Source organism: Segetibacter aerophilus (genome assembly GCF_007991655.1).
Lineage (GTDB): Bacteria > Bacteroidota > Bacteroidia > Chitinophagales > Chitinophagaceae > Segetibacter > Segetibacter aerophilus.
The window spans coordinates 513,759-532,314 of sequence record NZ_BJYT01000002.1; the positions used below are offsets into that span (position 1 = coordinate 513,759).

General features: G+C 41.0%; 13 protein-coding genes. 2 read left to right on the forward strand and 11 right to left on the reverse strand.

What is annotated here, in order from left to right; translation table 11 throughout:
* The 5 genes from SAE01_RS05705 to SAE01_RS05725 form a co-directional block, all read right to left on the reverse strand.
* Positions 1–1,116 (reverse strand): DUF8458 domain-containing protein, encoded by a 1,116-nt coding sequence (locus tag SAE01_RS05705; protein WP_147202689.1) that lies wholly within the window; start codon positions 1,114–1,116, stop codon positions 1–3.
* 19 nt (positions 1,117–1,135) lie between these two features.
* The gene (lptE, locus tag SAE01_RS05710; RefSeq protein WP_147202690.1) at positions 1,136–1,672 is read right to left on the reverse strand and encodes an LPS assembly lipoprotein LptE; all 537 of its coding nucleotides are present in this window, start codon (positions 1,670–1,672) and stop codon (positions 1,136–1,138) included.
* 176 nt (positions 1,673–1,848) lie between these two features.
* Positions 1,849–3,126, reverse strand: coding sequence for a sigma-54 interaction domain-containing protein (locus SAE01_RS05715; protein ID WP_147202691.1), 1,278 nt, complete (start codon positions 3,124–3,126; stop codon positions 1,849–1,851).
* Between the two features lie 145 nt (positions 3,127–3,271).
* Positions 3,272–4,696: a tRNA (N6-isopentenyl adenosine(37)-C2)-methylthiotransferase MiaB gene (gene miaB, locus SAE01_RS05720; protein ID WP_147202692.1), complete on the reverse strand. Its 1,425-nt coding sequence runs from the start codon at positions 4,694–4,696 to the stop codon at positions 3,272–3,274.
* 307 nt (positions 4,697–5,003) lie between these two features.
* Positions 5,004–5,387 carry a DoxX-related protein gene (locus tag SAE01_RS05725; RefSeq protein ID WP_147202693.1) on the reverse strand — a complete coding sequence of 128 codons (384 nt, stop codon included), beginning with the start codon at positions 5,385–5,387 and terminating at the stop codon, positions 5,004–5,006.
* Positions 5,388–5,731: 344 nt separating this feature from the next.
* Between SAE01_RS05725 and SAE01_RS05730 the strand changes: the two genes are divergently transcribed.
* Entirely contained in the window at positions 5,732–7,354 is a 1,623-nt protein-coding gene (locus SAE01_RS05730) for an amidase (protein WP_147202694.1), read from the forward strand.
* Between the two features lie 337 nt (positions 7,355–7,691).
* Here SAE01_RS05730 and SAE01_RS05735 read toward each other — a convergent pair whose 3' ends face one another.
* Complete coding sequence (locus SAE01_RS05735; protein ID WP_147202695.1) at positions 7,692–9,587, reverse strand: CocE/NonD family hydrolase; 1,896 nt, start codon at positions 9,585–9,587, stop codon at positions 7,692–7,694.
* A gap of 417 nt (positions 9,588–10,004) precedes the next feature.
* Here SAE01_RS05735 and SAE01_RS05740 point away from each other — a divergent pair, with 417 nt between their 5' ends.
* Positions 10,005–11,843, forward strand: a complete 1,839-nt coding sequence (locus SAE01_RS05740) for a glycoside hydrolase family 2 protein (RefSeq protein WP_147202696.1) — start codon at positions 10,005–10,007, stop codon at positions 11,841–11,843.
* Between the two features lie 48 nt (positions 11,844–11,891).
* Here SAE01_RS05740 and SAE01_RS05745 read toward each other — a convergent pair whose 3' ends face one another.
* The 5 genes from SAE01_RS05745 to SAE01_RS05765 all read right to left on the reverse strand — a co-directional run bounded on the left by SAE01_RS05745 (position 11,892) and on the right by SAE01_RS05765 (position 18,331).
* On the reverse strand, positions 11,892–12,545 hold the full coding sequence (locus tag SAE01_RS05745) for a hypothetical protein (RefSeq protein ID WP_147202697.1): 654 nt from the start codon (positions 12,543–12,545) through the stop codon (positions 11,892–11,894).
* Between the two features lie 344 nt (positions 12,546–12,889).
* On the reverse strand, positions 12,890–15,700 hold the full coding sequence (locus SAE01_RS05750) for a M16 family metallopeptidase (RefSeq protein ID WP_147202698.1): 2,811 nt from the start codon (positions 15,698–15,700) through the stop codon (positions 12,890–12,892).
* A 204-nt stretch (positions 15,701–15,904) separates the two neighbouring features.
* A complete protein-coding gene (locus tag SAE01_RS05755; protein WP_147202699.1) occupies positions 15,905–16,372 on the reverse strand; it encodes a GyrI-like domain-containing protein in 468 nt (155 codons plus the stop codon).
* Positions 16,373–16,416: 44 nt separating this feature from the next.
* Complete coding sequence (locus tag SAE01_RS05760; protein ID WP_147202700.1) at positions 16,417–17,217, reverse strand: slipin family protein; 801 nt, start codon at positions 17,215–17,217, stop codon at positions 16,417–16,419.
* A gap of 64 nt (positions 17,218–17,281) precedes the next feature.
* Positions 17,282–18,331 (reverse strand): class I SAM-dependent methyltransferase, encoded by a 1,050-nt coding sequence (locus SAE01_RS05765; protein ID WP_147202701.1) that lies wholly within the window; start codon positions 18,329–18,331, stop codon positions 17,282–17,284.
* Positions 18,332–18,556: the final 225 nt, after the last annotated feature.

The window sequence follows — 18,556 nt, forward strand, 5'->3', positions numbered from 1 at the left end:
TCAGAAACCTTTTAATTTTTTTATTTTGTCGGCAAAGTAAGCGCTTTTGTGGGGATTCAAAAAACTTAATTTGTTATACAATTCGATCGCTTTATCCTTTTTTCCTTGTTTCTCCAGCACCGACGCCATAGCCTCTGTAACCACCTCGCGAACTGTATTTGATGAATCTGCAATCTGTTGAATGTCTGCTTCAGTCTCTGTTCGATTGATAGCTTCCGTTGCATCTTCAGGTCCCAATTTCTTCATGTGCCGTAACCATTGGGTAAACTTTTTCAGATTTTGCCCCAATTGATCCTGCGGGTTTTGATCGAGTTCGAGCTTAATGCCCTGCGAAGCGAAATAGTCAATTGTGTAATATGGGTCAATCGCGATGGTAGCGTTCTTGGTATCGGCGTCAGCCTCTTCGCTTGAAGCATCGAGCATTGCTTTAATATTTTGAAACATCCGGTCATGCTCATCATCCACAGTTTGATCTTTTTGCAAGCCATTTCCTGTTTCCTCTAAAAATTTCTCAGTGAATTCATCAGTCCCATGAGTCACTCCTGCCATTTCTTCTTCGAGCTCGATGACTTCCAATTCAGTTGCGGGGGAAAGATGTTCTTCTAAAACTGATGCCGTTTGTTCAGCAGCTTGGGTTCCATTAAATAGAGTGGTAGATTCTTCAGAAATATTTTCATCTACCTTATCCTCCGTTACAGCAGTTGCGTTTTCTGGTATTTCGGTCGGGGCTTCCAATACTTCATTTCCTTCGGCTACTTTAAATGTATTTGGAGCAATTTCTTGATCTGGTTGATTTTCTAATTCTAAAGGCTGAGGTGTTTCAATCGTTTCTATAGGGCTCTCAGGTAAGGTTTGCTCTACATTTTCCCCGGCCGCAGTTTCCTCCGTTAATTGATATTCCAGCCAATAGGGGTTCGAGAAATATAAGGCCGTCTTTTGAACCTGTAATAAATACTCTTGCTCGTTTTCGTCTTTTAGCTTTTTTGCCAATAAAAACTGCGTAACGGGAAAATAGGGACTCTCTGCTACAAGTCTTTGTAGATCATCAACTGTTACCGCATCTAAGTGATTAGCGCCAGTGAGGTAGTTTAGAACTTTTTCAGAGGTTTTGTTCATTCGGTGAAAATACAATTACCTACCAATTGGAGAATATGCGGTTGAAAATTTCATCGCTTAGATTTCGAAGGATTTCATCACGAAGCTGGTTCTCTGCTTGTTGCCGGGTTAGGTTAGCCGAAAAGTCAAAATTTCTACTCACATCATATTCCTCTGTTTTAGCTGTGAGTGTATTTCGAAAAACAATATGAACTCCTATTGTAAGACGGTTGGTTGCAGCTTGCTGGCTGGAAATACCTGCAGTCGTAATATTGTTTTCAGAAATGTAGCCGCTGATCTGGTAGTGAGCGTCGTCGTTATTAGTTCTTGTAAGCCTTGTTTGCCCGGTAATTTTTTGTTCTACCCTGTCTCTTAACTGCGGCGCAAGTTGCGGATCAACATACCTTGCTTTGTTTTCGATCATGCCAATCTTTACAGTTTTTACTTCGGGAGGAATGCTTACATCTTTAAAGGAATATACGTGGCACGACGCAAACAGTGTTATTAGAATTGATGAAAAAAGAATTACAAGTTTCTGCTTCGCTGCTGTGACAGAGTATATAGTTTGAATTTTCATTTTCTAATTTCTTGTGTGAAAAACGTTTAAACTGGGCGTCAAGGTAGAGGATTTGAGAAAACTTCGTTGCTATGAAAAACATAAAGTATAAGTGAGTGACACAACGAAGGTGAGAGAAGCATTAATGCCTGCTATCTAAATAGAACAACGCTCTACTGCTGCAACTGGTTCTTACATCACTCGTCAATGTCGTACTCTTTTAACTTCCGGTACAAGGTGCGTTCACTTATGCCAAGATCACTCGCTGCATCTTTTCTTTTGCCCTTATGCTTTTTCAAAGCTTTAATGATCAACTCTTTTTCCTTATCCATAATGTTCAAAGATTCTTCCACCTCTTCGTGGTGATGTATATCGTCGAAAATTACCGGCTGCGGATGATTTATAACGTTGGATTGAATAGCAGGTTGCTGGTGCTGCGGGTGATGTTGCGGGTGTTGTTGATAATCGCCGTTTACAGGGCTATAATCGTGCAGCAAAGACTCGCGGGCAAAAGCAACGGCTGCATTTGATGACGAAGGGTTTTGCAGCATTTCGAGAAACATTTTCTTCAACTCTGTCACATCCTTCTTCATGTCGAAGAACAGCTTGTATAAGATTTCCCGCTCGTTAGCAAATTCGTGCGCGGGCGAAGTGCCATTATAAGTGCTTGCTAAAACGGGAAGCCTGTTAATGTTTGACTCCGGCAAAAATTGTCTCAGCTGTTTCGCAGTAATTAATTTTTCTGTCGTCAATACAGAAATCTGTTCTGCAATGTTCTTTAGCTCCCGCACATTACCTTTCCAAGGGTAGTTAACCAATAGCGTTTTTGCCTCTTCATCCAATTGTACCGGGGTTGTTTTATACTTTTCGGCAAAGTCTATTACAAACTTTCTAAACAATAAGATGATGTCTTCCTGCCTGTCTCTTAGTGCCGGCACCCTGATAGGCACGGTACTTAAGCGATAATACAAATCCTCCCGGAACTTTCCGGTCTGGGTAAATTCGAGCAATTCGCGATTCGTTGCGGCGATTACTCTCACATCGGTCTTCTGAACTTTAGACGAACCAACCCTGATAAATTCGCCCGTTTCCAATACCCGGAGAAGCCGGGCTTGTGTACCTATTGGCATTTCGCCAATCTCATCCAGGAAAATAGTTCCACCGCTCACCGTCTCGAAGTAGCCTTTGCGACTATCAACGGCACCCGTAAAAGATCCTTTTTCGTGCCCGAACAACTCGGAGTCAATAGTTCCCTCCGGAATGGCGCCACAGTTAACAGCTATAAAAGAATTGTGTTTTCTTGATGAAAGCGCATGGATGATATGTGAAAAGGCTTCTTTACCAACGCCACTCTCACCTACAATCAGCACGCTTAAATCCGTTGAAGCCACTTGTACAGCAACACTTAATGCATGATTTAAAGCCGCGCTATTTCCTATAATTCCAAACCTATTTTTAATTACTTGAAGATCCATTATGTCCGTTTAAATAAAAAAATTCCTCTCTTATACTTACCTGTTAAGTTGTTGAATTGCTTTAAAGCTTTGTAGAAGAAAAAAGTCTAAAGTGGCATAGAAGAAAAAACAACGTATGTTTTTTTGGCAAAATTTCAGCTGATCTTTATTCTACGATTTCACCTAGTAACGTAGCTCCTGTAGCACTCGTTATCTTTACATTCACATAGTCGCCCTTGTTTACGTTATAGCTTGCTTTGGGAAATACGACTACTTTATTTTGACTGCTCTTGCCAGCCCAGTCGTTCTCACTTTTCTTAGAGTTGCCTTCGATAAGTACTTTAAAAGTTTTACCGATATCGGCAAAGTTGCTGTGCTGAGATAACCTGTTTTGAAGCTTTACAATTTCGTTTAGCCTTCTCTTTTTTACTTCTAAGGGAATGTCGTCTGTGAAGCGTCGAGCCGCAAGTGTTCCGGGTCTTTCGCTATAAAAGAACATATAGCTCATGTCATATTTACTGTACTCGATAATCGAAAGTGTATCCTGGTGATCTTCTTCTGTTTCGGTGCAAAAGCCGGCAATTATATCGCTGGTGATACTACAATCAGGCATTATTTCTCTTATTCTATCAACCTTTGCCATATACCATTCCCGGGTGTAGGTGCGATTCATCAACTGCAACATTCTTGTGCTGCCACTTTGAACAGGTAGATGGATGTATTTACAAATGTTCTCGTATCTAGCCATTGTAAATAGAACTTCATCTGTAATATCTTTCGGATGAGAGGTGCTAAACCGGACGCGTAATAAAGGGCTAATGTTGGCAACCATTTCGAGTAGTTTCGCAAAAGTTACAACCATGTCTTTCTGTTCGTCCACCCAATAGTAGCTATCAACATTTTGCCCGAGAAGCGTTACTTCCCTGTAGCCATTGTCAAATAAGTCCTTGCATTCATTTATAATACTAAAAGCATCACGACTGCGTTCACGTCCCCGAGTAAACGGCACCACGCAAAAGCTGCACATATTGTTGCAACCACGCATAATACTTACAAAGGAGTTGACGCCGTTGCTATCAAGACGAATAGGGGCGATGTCCCCATAAGTTTCTTCGCGGCTTAATAGAACATTCACGCCTTTTTGACCCGATTCTGCATCCTGTATCAAAGCAGGCAGGGTTCGGTAAGCATCAGGGCCAATGACAAGATCTACCAGTTTTTCCTCTTCAAGCAGTTTGCCTTTCAATCTTTCCGCCATGCACCCCAATATTCCTACAAGCATTCCGCGCTTTGCCTGTTTAGCCTTTTTAAATTCAGTCAATCTTTTTCTGACAGTTGCCTCAGCTTTTTCCCTGATAGAACATGTATTGACCAGAACCAAATCAGCCTCTTCAAAATTCTTAGTCGCCCCAAAACCTTCGTTACTTAATATTGAAGCAACAATTTCACTATCCGCGAAATTCATCGCGCAACCATAGCTCTCTATATAAAACTTCTTTTTATAAATATTAGGCTCTATAGCAATTGGAGCAAAAGGTTCACCCTGACGATCCTCATCATGAACTTTGTCTATTAATTCAAGGGTTTCCATGAAACAAAAAATTAGGCCGCAAAAATAGGATTATTAAGGGAAAATGCCAGTTTGGCAGAGAAGTATTTTAATATTTTCACTTTTTGTAAATCGACATTTGACGTTTCTACTATGAACGTTTTTTGACCGGTTTTCTAAAAAGGAATAATGCTACTTGTAGGTATAGAAAGGTGATTGAGGTTGTTAGAAACCTGCTACTTTATACTCAAGATAAGGTTTGTAAGGGTTTGGAGTTGGGCAACAAATATACCTTCGGCATCGTTGCGACGCTCCGTTTGACTTGTAGTAATTCTATTGTAAGGATTTGTTAGTCCAGGTTTCTTGCCTCACTCCCTATATACATGGCAAAGGCGGCAAGAGCAGTATCTTTTAAGATATTTACAAACGCCATAGTTTTCATGTCTGCGTCAGCGGCACCAATGTAATTGGGAACATGTATTGATAGAACGAAAATGACAAGCAATGCAGCGAGAACATAGCCTGCAGCCTGCACAAACTTATGGGCAATGAAAGCAAACCCGGTAAGAATAAACGCTAAACCCACTATGTAAACCAACAATTTTTTTCCGGGTAGAAAGTCGGGTACGAAAACAATTAAATTATCGGGTCTCATGAAATGGTAGATGCCGAATAGTATCATTATAACGCCTAATATAATTACCGCAATACGAGAGATGGAGTGCTGTGTCATATGGCTGGTTTTAGTACTATTAAGGTACTCCTTTTGTCCGACTTGTTCAAATAAAAGAATTTGTAAACGCTTAGCAGTCAGAGATTTTACTACCTCCATTTTGGCCCCCGTTATAATCAGCGGAAAAAGGTATCGATGAAAATTCAGTGAAAATTTAAAACGTCGAAGTGTTGAAGAAATTAAGCGGTGTATGAGAAAGAAGTACATATAAATCGCTTGAAACTTCTTTTGCTTTTTTTCAATAATACTGTGCTTGAACTTTTCGCAAATCGACTGTTTGTAGTAGTATTTGTTGTTACCTTCAAACTTTTAGCAATTATATATCCATCGTTAATATAGTAGAAATGAACAGACGACATTTTTTAAAAAACGGATCTTTTGCGGGACTGACTTTGCCGGCAATGCTAACAGGAACGGCGCAAGCAGCAGCCATGAATGAGAGTGTAGAAAGTGCCTCAACTGGCTTTGCCTTAAAAGACAATGACCTGGTAGAAGTAACTATTGATGAGTTGCAGCAAAAAATGCAAAGTGGAAGTTTAACTTCAAAGGCTATAACAAAAGGCTATCTAAAAAGAATTGAAGATATAGACAAAAAAGGGCCTGCAATAAATAGTGTGATCGAAGTAAACCCTGATGCAGTTGCTATCGCGGAAGCGATGGATGCCGAACGTAAAGCAGGCAAAGTAAGAGGGCCGCTTCACGGCATACCAGTTCTAATCAAAGATAATATTGACACCGGTGATAAAATGATGACTACGGCCGGATCGCTTGCACTGGTAGGAAACAGGGCATCCAAAGATGCATTTATAGTGAAGCAACTTCGTGAGGCGGGTGCAGTTATTTTGGGCAAAACCAATTTGAGCGAGTTCGCCAACTTTCGTTCATCAAGATCTACAAGCGCATGGAGCAGTAGGGGAGGGCAAACCAAATGTCCTTATATTTTAAATAGAAATCCGTCCGGCTCAAGTGCCGGTTCAGGTTCGGCGTCTGCAGCCAGCCTTTGCGCTGTTGCTATTGGCACTGAAACGAACGGTTCTATTGTTAGTCCTGCGTCTACCAACGGGCTTGTAGGCTTTAAACCAACTGTTGGCTTGTGGAGCCGTTCAGGAATTATACCTATTTCTGCCACCCAGGATACAGCCGGTCCAATGACAAGAACTGTTAGAGATGCTGCTATCTTGTTATCTGCGCTTACCGGTGTAGACTCAGCCGACGCTGTTACTAAACAGAGCCAGGGAAAATCACAAAAAGACTATACAAAATATTTGGACGTTGAAGGATTAAAAGGAAAACGTATTGGAGTAGAAACGTTTTTCCTACGGGGAAATGCCAAAGTAGTTGGACTGTTCAACAAAGCAATCAGTTTACTTAAAGAAAAGGGGGCAACTATTGTTGAGGTGGAGTTGCTGAAACTAACTCGTCCGTTAGGAGAAGCCAGCTACGAAGTACTGCAATATGAATTTAAAGATGGACTTAACAAATATCTAGCTACGGCAAATGCACCCGTTAAATCTTTAAAGCAGGTGATTGAATACAACAACAAGAACGAAGCAATTGCAATGCCTTTTTTTAAACAGGAAACACTTATCAGTTCAGAAGCTAAAGCAGGGCTTGATACCAAAGAGTATACTGAAGCATTGGAAAAGTCAACTTCATCTCGAAAAATTATGGACGAACTTTTCCAACAAAATAAGTTGGACGCTATCTGCGGCATTACCAGTGGTCCGGCTGGGTGCATCGATATTATCAATGGTGATTATAGTACCGGCTTTTCTTTTTCATCGCCTGCTGCCATGGCTGGTTATCCGCATATAACTGTTCCGATGGGTTTTGTGCATGAGCTTCCTGTTGGCTTTTCAATTTGTGGAACGGCTTACCAAGAAGGTGAGGTTCTGAGTATAGCGTATGCTTTTGAGCAAGCTACAAAAGTGAGAAAAGCACCGAAGTATCTGCCCAGTATTGGTTAATCGTAATCGGTAGTTTAAGCTGATTTAATTTAACCAAGAATGAAAATAAATTCTAAGGGCTTTCAGTGTTTACGTCTTACCGTTAGTATTAATGTTTTTAGGCTGTAATTATTAAAACGAAAAATAAGTCGTCGCAGAAAAATGGGCCTTGAAACATCTAAAGTGGTGTTTCGTCGCTAACTATAACATGGTGATGAACGTCGAGCTACTTTAGCAGCGACAAGTTTTGGTTTAAGTAAACCTGCAACTGATAAGAGCCGCGTTTCTACGTGGCTCTTATTCTTTTAAACAGTTCTCGTTACGGTTAGCGGTTCTCATACCGTTATCGTTGGTTTGTCTATTTGATGATGGGTAAGATAATTTTGCTGCTACGCGTTTTATTATGAAAAATGTTGATAGTTGCCTTTTGGAAGTCAGATTCTTTAGCATGATAAATATCAACGAAGTTTTGAGGATTACGGTCAGCTAAAGGAAACCAACTACTTTGGATTTGGATCATAATACGGTGACCTTTCTTGAACATATGAGCTATGTCCCCAAGCTTATATTTGACCTCGTCAATTTTACCCGGTGTGAAAGCTTCAGGTTTTTCGTAGCTTTTTCTAAACCGCCCCCTAAAAATTTCTCCATGTACCAGCATCTGGTAGCCGCCCATTGGATACTTGTTTTCCGGGTCCTTGTCAGAATAAATATCTACAGGAGTGTAAGAAAGGTAATCGGGAAAAACATCTATTAGTTTTACAACAAAGTCTGCATCAGTAGTTGAAATGCTGGTTATTAAATCGGCTACTACATTTCCGGCAACGGTAACGGCTTCATTTAAAGTGTCTGTTTGAAAAACCAGTACATCAGGTCTTCTCGAGGCAAAACGCTGGTCGTCCGTCATATAATTACGGCTACGGTTGAAGTGGACATCTTCGGTGTAAGGTACCGGCTTCGAAGGATCACTCATATAATTTGAAACGCCGTTTGCACTGGTTGGCGGTGTCCAACTAAGTTTTCCGTTGTCGTGCAGGTAAAGTGCCTTGTCTTGTTTTTCTGCAGGAGGCCATTGCGGAAACTCCCTCCATTCATTTGCACCTGTAATGAAAATGTTTGCTTCCTTAATTTTAGAAATATCTCCCTTCCCCTTCAAATAATAATTAAAGAACGGCACTTCGATATTCTGCTGGTACCATGTGGAAGTATTGCTACCAAATTCAACATTGCCTAAATGTGTTCCATTGCTATTGGCCCACTGACCGTGATACCATGGACCCATTACCAGCTTATTGAAATCTTTTTCCTTATTGTTTTCTTCCGCGGCTTTATAAGCGTTCCAGGCGCCCCAGTTATCTTCCGCATCAAACAGTCCTCCTACCCATAACATGGCAGGCTTTAAGTTGCTGGTTGCAATTCTAGCATCTCGTGCTTTCCAGAAGGTATCGTAGTTGGGGTGGCTCATGAGATCTTTCCAAAATGCAACGGAGTCTCCGAGTAGCTTGGTAAGGTTTGATAGAGTGCCCGTGGAAAGGTAGAAATGGTAGTTGTCATGAATAGGATAGCCGACATTGTTGGCAGGTATGGCGGTAGGTTTTGGATGAGGCTGGCCAAAACCAGAACCGAGGGCAGAGTAAAAATCGAAAGCATCCATTTGAAAAAAAGCACCATTGTGATGAAAGTCGTCGCCAATAAACCAGTTGGTCACAGGCGCCTGAGGGCTAACCGCTTTTAAAGCAGGATGATTACTGGCAGCAGCCATCGTAGAATAAAACCCCGGGTATGAAACACCAAAGACACCAACGTTTCCATTGTTGTTTTCGAGGTTTTTTATTAACCAGTCAATGGTATCGTAAGCATCGGACGCTTCATCAATCTCGCCGGCTTTTTTAACCGCCTTAAAGGGACGAACATTTACAAAGCTTCCCTCGCTCATCCATCTGCCACGAACATCTTGTTTTATAACAATGTAACCTTCCCTTGCATAGTTTTTCTTATAGCTGTTCCAATACGTTTCGTCGAATTTATAGGCGCCGTAAGGTGCGCATGAATAAGGTGTCCTGGTTATTAGTATCGGATGTTTCTCACCTTTATCAGTAGGAATGTATACAGAGGTAAAAAGTTTTACTCCGTCTCTCATGGGGATTGACACTTCTTTTTTGGTGTAATGTTGCGCAAACCAAAGGGAGTCTTCCTGTTGTGCGAAAATGAAAAATGGCAAGAAAATCATTGAAAGTAGGAGCCGTTGTTTCATAAATTTCTATTGAGTGTGTGAGCTTCTATAAAACTAAATGTAAAAGTTGCTATGTAAATAACAATAATCCACGCAGATGTTGTGTTTAATAAACGAATGCTGTTTTCTCATACGCTGATTTCTCTTGACAGTAAAAGACTTTTAAACATTAGTTCTAAAAACATGGAATCAATATTGCAGGCTTGTAAAAACATTTTTAAAAACCATCTTTAAGACGTTTTTTTTAATTAATGAATTGATATAGAGTAGCTTTAGTTAGCAAATACTGAAGAAAGCTGCCGTGTAATAAAAAGTTGAACGGAGCGTCGCAACAAATGTTGAAATAATATTTAAACGCCGGCAACATAAAAATTTCAAGCAGGTACAAACCATTTTGCGCTAAGCGAGTATATAATAAAAACACCTATTTTTTGAAGCATGGAAGCAGTTCATCCTAACTATAGTACGTCGAAAAGCAAAGAAGAAGTTTTTGCGGAAGATAATTTTGTAAACCCCTTGCCCAGGGCCGTCGTAAGACAAAATGCCCCAATACTTCTTGACGGCGAATGGAAGTTTTCGTTGGATGCAGATGACAAGGGTTTAGTAGAGGCGTGGCACCTAGGGCATGACTACCAGGATAAGGCGCATTGGCCAGGATCGATAGAGGAACATATAGCAGCAGCGAAAGGGCAGCAAGCTGTAAAAGCATGGCAGGATAAAGTGGTGGCATGGTATGAACGGGAGTTTCCCTTGCCGGTACGTGCAAACGGAAATGGGGCAGAGCATGCAATGCTTCAACTGACGTTTGGCGCTTGCGGATACGAGACCCAGGTATGGCTGAATGGTCTTCCCCTAAAAACAATCGAAGGCGAATTAGTGCATGTAGGAGAATACACCTCTTTTTCATACGAACTACCCGAAGAAGCTTTGCAACCAGTTAACCGATTAACGGTGCGGATTGCCGATACTATGGACGCAGATACCACACGGGGTAAGCAGGAGTCGCACGTGTATAAAAGAGGGGGTATTTGGTATCAAACATACACAGGAGCTGTTCGTAGTATTTGGTTGGAAACAGTTGAGCGTAATCGGCTCCGCTCGCGCGTTGGAGTAGTTTCTATCGTGGAAGATAATCTCGTACGGTTCAATCTGACCACAAGAATTCATGATCCGGGAGACTATGTTATTCGGCTTAAAATATATAACCGCAAACAAGATTCGCCTGATCCAATTGCAACAGATGAATTTCCGCTTAGGTTGGAAGCCGGGCAAAAAAGACAGCGGGTAGTGATTGAAATTCCTGATGCGAAGTTGTGGTCAACAGAACAGCCGCATTTGTACCGCCTGGTTGCAGAGCTGATAAATTCTAAAGGTGAAATAGCAGAAATTGAAACTTATTTTGGCCTCCGTAAAATTGAGGCGAGAGGCTGCTGCATCTACCTCAATAACAAGCCCGTTTATCTTGATGGAATTTTGTACCAGCCGGGCGAAGCAAGCTATGAGCAGATAAAAAAGCACATGTTTGCTATGAAGGAATTGGGGTGCAATTTGGTAAGAATTCATATCGCTGGAGTAGATCCGAGGATCTATAACCTGGCAGATAAAATGGGAATGCTTCTTTGGGTAGAAGTGCCTAGTCCACACCGGTCAAATTTTAAAAGCCGCGAAAACCACCGTGATGAATTGATGAGAATGCTCGCATTGATCGGCACACATCCTTCAGTAATTATATGGAGTTTGTATAATGAAGATTGGGGTGCGCAGGACATCGCTACAAATCCTGATACAAGGCAGTATATTATGGATATGTACCACTATATGCAATTGGCTCATCCACAGTTTTTGGTTGTGGATAACGACGGGTGGCAGCATATTTCTTATGAGGGGCGCTTAAAGTCTGATTTGCTTACAGCCCATTTATACACTCCTGATGTACAGCGCTGGCGTGACATGCTTGATCAGTTGGTATCAGGACAAATGGTTGGAGTTGCGGCTTTTCCATTGGTAGTCGGCGATCCGTTTTTCTATCGCAACCAGGTACCGTTAGTTGTAAGCGAATGGGGCGGCTTTGGTTTCGTGGAATACGGCGGACCACAGGATGACAAGGAGCGTGCAGAGCAAATACGGTTGTTTAAAGATGAATTAAGAAAACGACCTATAGCCGGAGATGTGTACACACAGGCAACCAATATTGAAGATGAGAGAAATGGATTGATAGACGCAGAAACTGGTGCTTTAAATGTGCCGGCCGGGCTGCTCTCAAGTGTTAAGAGATGAGGAAGTAAGGCAGTTTAAGAACAGTTGTACAAGGAATCTGCTGTCTGATTAAAAGCTACCGATTATTATTCTCGTGCAAGTTCCTGCACGCTTAATTTGAATACCATAAACTTCTTTTGCAATCACTTCTCGTCCTGCGATTGAGAAGTGTTTGCTTTTGAGGTATGTTTCAATTTGAGAAAGAGTTCGTTTGCTATAACCTTGCTCTGTAATATGCATCTGGACACAATTTGCGCTAATTCTATTTTTTGCCTTAAAAGTATTAATTCTAAAGACGAGCCGCTGCAGCTCGGATTGAGTAAATAGCTTCACTTTCCGCGGTTTCTTAACTACCTCAGATTTTTTTGCTTTTACCGGAGTGTCTGCCTTATCAATTTTTTTTTTCGCTTCCTGTTTAAGAACTTTTGCAGTGTCTGCTTTCTTAGGAGTATCGATTACGACGGCTATTTTCTTAATAGTGTCTTCCTTTTTTGGCGGAATTATAGGCGGAGGCAGGGGAGTAGTATCAACGTTTTCCAGGTGTTTTTCCTGAAGGATGATTTTTGGGGTGTCAGTTGTTGCACGATGTATCAATGTGTCGTTCACCTTTGGCGCTAATTTCTTTTCGCCACCGGGTTTAAACACATCACTCAGGATCAAGATGCTGCCAATCAATCCCAACAATATAGTTAAAAATGCAAGCCTCGCTACCCACTTAATCATACATAGTTGTATTAAAAAATAACCTTCATTTAGAAAAATGAAAAAAGCAGCTTTTAACTAAATACCCGCCGCTGTCATACGGTCATAGATTTTTTAAAACAGATTTAAAATATCCCGTGACTTCTACTGATTTTTCGTTAGGTAATGGTTGTAACACTCGTTAAGATAGAACCGAGAGATGTAATGTTGCACGTTGAGAACAAAATTGATAGTTTTCTAAAAACTAAAATTTGTCTAACAATCGTAATTCTGATATAGAAATCAAATACGATATTAAAATTGTACCATAAACAAAAACAATCCTTTTCACGATTAGGAAAAGGATTGTTTTTAGTGAAAGTTTATTATTTACCCTCAGGCATCAACACAATTTTTGTAAGGTTGTCAAAGTTGAAATACTTGTTTGCCAATTCCTTTGTTCTTTCAACCGTTAGCTTTCTAACCATTACAGGATCCTGTAAAATAGTTAGCGGGTCTTCATTGCGATAATATTTGCTCTGCAAATTGTACAGCCAATAATTGTTTTCTTTTACGCCTGTCTCCATACCGCGGGTATCTTCAGCTATCACCTTTTCTACATTCGTTTGACTTCCACCGTCGGCCTTCATTTTTTTAACTTCTTCCAACACAAGCCCTGAAAGTTTTTCTACGTTCTCCGGCGCACAGCCAAATGAAATGGTAACGCTGTAACTGTTGATGGGCTCGCGATTAATATTGGCACCTACACCCACACCATACACGCCGCCCTGGTCTTCACGTAAAATTTCTCGCAGTCTTATTTCAAGCACCTTCGCAACCTGGTCGAGCTGAGTAGCTTCGAGATCACTATACTCCGTAGTACCTGTAAAGGTTAAGCGAACCGAACTCTTAGGGTCTTTGCCTTTCGTAATTACTTTATTAACAACGCCGGTAGGAAAACGAACGCCGACATCCCTCCACGTTTCTTTCCTATTGGTTGAAGGAAGAGAAGCAATATAAGTTTCGATATAGGGTTTAAGGCTATCAACTTTAAAGTTTCCAACAAAAGTGAAAATGAAATCACTCGCGTCTGCAAAGCGATCCTGGTAAACTGAAAAGGCTTTATCTAGTTTTATTTCCCCTACCCTGTCAAGAGACAGTGGTTTTCTTCGAGGGTGATAATTTCCCATAATGTAACTAACAGAATCTCCGAAAACAGAGTTTGGATCTTTTCCCTTGTTAGCGAGTGAAGCAGACAACTGTTGCTTCAGCACCTCGAACATAGAACTGTCTTTTCGTGGTTGGGTAAAATAGCCGTAAATAAGTTGAAAGGCTGTAGCAAGATCTTTAGGTGTTGTACTGCCACTGATACCTTCAGAATATGACCCGATAGAAGGAGCTATTGAAACTTGTTTGCCTGTCAGGGCTTTTTGTAAACTCATCACGTCGTAGTTGCCTGTTCCTCCGTAAAGAGCGATCGTTGTAGCGTTGGATGCAGAGAGATAATCACTATCGCTATACAGAGAAGAGCCTCCTTTGCTAATGGCAGAGATGAGGATCTCGTCGTTTTTAAAATCAGTTGGCTTCAAGATTACTTTCGCACCATTCGAAAGTGTTAGCTCTGTTACGCCTAGTTCATTTACTTCCTTTTCGTCAACTATTTTTCCTGCCACTGGTGCTTTTGCCAGGAAAGAACCTTTCATCACTTTATCTTCATATGCTTTCAAGGTTCCCTGTTTTTTATTTACCAACGCAAGTAATTCAGCCTGACTTACAAGGTTATCTTTTTCAGCTTCAGGTGCCAATACGATGATCGCGCGGTCGGTTGGTTTAATCCATTTGGTAAGCAAAACATTTACTTCTGATAACTTAATGCCGGGAACGAATTGCTTATACATTCCATATTCCTTTTCTATCCCGGGGATTGGTTCATTGGTGAGAAAGTTCCTGATTAGTTCTTCAATCAGTTCAGCAGACTTCGTCTTGTTACGCTCGTTGAAGCTATTTTCCATCGAGGATAAAATCGCAACTTTCGCTCTTTCCAGTTCACTTTGTGTAAACCCGTTTTGGCGAACTCTTTCATTCTCTTGCAATACCGTTTCAGTTGATCTTGCGATGGCTTTGCCATCTTTTGCAACAGCCATAAGCGTTAATGCATCTTTGTCACCTATCAGTTTTCCATAGCTGCTACCGCCGAATAAAAATGGGGCATCAGGTTTTTGTGCAAGCTCCTGCAGGCGGCTGCTCATCATTGAATTGAACAGGCCGTGTACGATAGAAGTGCGATACTCCAGGTCTGTTTGAGGCTCACGTAGAGATGGTTGTTTGTAAAACATCATCACCTGGTTATAAGCCTGCTCAGGATCTGTAAGAATAATTGTTTGAGTTTCTTTCTGTGACGGAACTCCATATTTAATCCGCGGCTTGGGATTTAGCGGACCGCGAATACCTGCAAAATGTTGTTTTATCAGTTGCTCTACCTCAGCCACATTTACGTCGCCAACAACCACTACTGCCTGCAGGTCTGGCCTGTACCAATCTTTATAAAACTGTTTTACTGTTTCGTATTTGAATGTGTCAAGGTTGGCTTTGGTGCCGATCGGATTGCGCGTCGCGTACCTTGAGCCTTTAAGTAAAACGGGATAAAACTTAGTTCTTAATCGCTCGTCTGCTCCCTGGCCCAATCTCCATTCTTCGACTACAACACCTCTTTCTTTATCTATCTCGCTATTTTCAAACGTTACATTATGGGCCCAATCTTCCAAAATCTGAAAACCTTTCTTAAAAACCATTTGGCTATCAGTAGGAAGCTGCAGCATATAAATGGTTTCATCGTACGAAGTAGAGGCATTTAAGTCAGCGCCAAAGTTCACCCCACTCTTTTCGAGAAAATCAACCAGTTCCTGCTTCTTAAAATTCTTTGTTCCGTTAAAAGCCATGTGCTCTGTAAAATGAGCAAGGCCAACTTGCTGATCGGTTTCAAGTATAGAACCTGCTTTTACTACGAGGCGTAATTCTGCCCTGTTTTTTGGTTCCTGGTTTTTTCGGATATAATAGGTGAGACCATTTGCTAGTTTACCAATTTTTACATTGGGCGAAACGCCAAGTTTTTTAGGAGCAGCAGTTTGTGCATTTATCGATAGACTTTGTAAAATGAGAAGAAAGCAAACAAAAACCCTGGCTGGTTGAAACCTCATATAAGAAGATGTTTAGCCTGCTAAGTAAACTTATTGTTTCAACCTTATCAAAAAATCAATAAAAATTTAGTTTTTCTGTAACCAGCAAATGAATAAGAATTGGACATCGTTGTGTCACTCTCTTGTACTCCCAAAGCAAGGCGCAGCAAGCTTCGTATTTGAGAAGATGAATTAACCTTTTAAGAAAATAGTGCCCTAATTGTTCTATTCCTTCACTCCCACATAAACCGTTGCTGAACCGTTGGGTTCCTCTTCAGTCTTCTCTTGGTATACTTCGAAGTCTGTAGAATATTGCCTGTTTAGTTCCTTGTCCCTGTTCCATATTTCCTTCCAGGTATCAACAATGGCAGCAGGCATTTCACCTTTAACTTCAAAAGCAATGTAAGATGCGGCACCGATCTCATGTCCTACAAGTCCCCTAGGAAGATTATCAATAGAGGCTACACTATGACCAAGTATGGTCGTGTATGCTGAGGTATAATCCGAATCGTAATTAGTATAAACAGCGTAAATATTGTTGTTGACTTTGCCAGGTATTTTTGAAGAAATGTTTTCAGAATAAAACCTGTTCCAGAGATTCATTAAATCAGTAGAAGACTGCCGATCCTGGTTAGTTGTGCGAACGGAAATGCCTGCTACTTTGAAGCTTTTTAACTGAACTTTTTTAGCCATGAATAATTGTTTTAGGGTTAAAAATAAAACGTGGTATGTTTAGCTTACCCTACCGCCTCGTCATTTTTACTTTCTACTTTTTCATTCTGTTTTGTAACCAACTCTGTAAAACTTCTTGCAGCATTTGTGAAATCGGATGGCATCAAAATAACAGTTGTAGTATTGTTATCTATTCCAATTTCTGAAAGCATTTGCATACGCCTTAGCTCTAAGGCTATCGGGCTTCCTTCCATTTGTTTGGCTCCCTGGGTTAGTTTGATGGATGCTTCCAGCTCTGCTTCCGCTTTTATAATGCGCGCACGTTTTTCCCGAATCGCTTCCGCTTCCCTTGCCATAGCCCGCTGCATGGCTTCAGGAATTTCGACATCTTTCATTTCCACCATTTCTATCTTAATTCCCCATGGTTCGGTTGAACTATCTACTATCTTCTGCAATGTGTTATTGATTTGCTCACGCTCTTTCAGCACTTCATCAAGAATGTGTTGTCCTATTATATTTCGTAAGGCTGTAACAGAAAATTGATAGACAGCTTTATTATAATCGGCAACCTTTATAATTGCTTTCTCGGGGTCCGTTACTCTAAACCAAAGCACTGCATTTACTTTAATCGTAACGCTGTCTTTTGTAATGGTTTCCTGTTGCTCAAGGTCAACTGTTCTTACGCGCATATCTATTGTTCTGCGCTTTTCAATGAATGGTATAATCCAAAATAACCCGGGACCTTTTATTGCTTTGAATCTTCCAAGCCTGAATACGATTGATCGCTCATACTCTTGTGCAATACATATTCCCATGGCCAGAAGAACAAGAATGATAACTACAGGGATTAGTAAGTTGAGGTTCATGTGTTTTAATTAAGGTAATTTGAATGGGATGAAGTAGCCCCGAGTTGATGGTTGTAAAATCAACTTACAATTTCCTTCCCGTTATTGCAACATAGCCGGGTATAGTAAGAAAGGTAGCTTTTTTAAAGGAACCAAAGCCGGCTTCTTTTTGCCACCCAATGATCTCTTTTAGACTCCATGTACCTGATGTGCTGCTGAGGGCAAAAAAGAAATCTCCAAGAGCGCTTAACATGTCTCCGTTATATTTTGCCTCATCTGATCTTAAGACTTCCAGTATTGTAAAAGTGCCACCCGGCTGTAAGGAATCGTATACTTTTTGGGCCACCAATTTATTTTCCTCTGCAGTAAAATGATGAGCAACACTGGCCATTACAACCGCATTGTATTGCTCTTTGCCTATATCTTCCTCAAGCACATTGCCTGCTCTGTGCACGACCTTGTTGCCCATGTTATAAGTTTTTAAAATAGGCGCAGCTTTTTCGACAGCAGAAGGAAGATCAAGGATGGTGGAAGTGAGTGCGGGGTATCGTTTACATAAAGCAACAGAATACAAACCGTGCGAGCCGCCGATGTCAAGCATTCGGGTTGCACCGGGTGGAACGGGGATTTTTCTAACTGCCTCTTTTGATGTGGCTGAAGCAGCTGCTTCCATTGCTTTTTGGTAATAAAACCATTCATCTTCGGTAAGTGTTTCGTGGTACTGCAACCCTTTGCCCGTTTCCAGGAAACTGCCTACATGATCCATCCACTTTACACAAACCCTGTTATCAAAAACCATTAACCAGTATAGAGAATGTGGGCTGTCTTTAAGTATCCATTTTTTTGATTTGGCCGTCAGGCAAAACAGCTTCTTAATTTGCTTTACTAAACCCATTGTTGCTAAAACACCTAGTAAACTTTTAACGGGTTTCGCATTAAGATTACATGAAGCGCAAATTTCTTCAAGCGAAATTCTTCGATGCCCAATAGCTTCAAAAACGCCTTTGTCTACGGCCTCCAGTAAAAACTTACTCATCATAAAACCAAAGTGCGAATAAGCGAGTGGGGTAGGCACGAGGCCGGCTTTCAAGGCAATCCATTCAAGAGGCGTCTGGGCAGTAGGTGAAAATTTCATGGTGAATGATTAGTAAAAACCTGATCTAAAAGATCCGGCCATCTTACTTGTGCTTTTATGGTAAAGAAAGAAAAACCACCAAAAAGGGTTGAAAGTAACGTCAAGAACAAATAATGGTTGACAGAACGGAATTCATATTCGCCGAAGAGAATAAAACAACTTTCGTCGAAAAAAACAGGTAGTTCGTCGCTAGGTACAAAAAGTTGGTGTTCGAACATTATATAT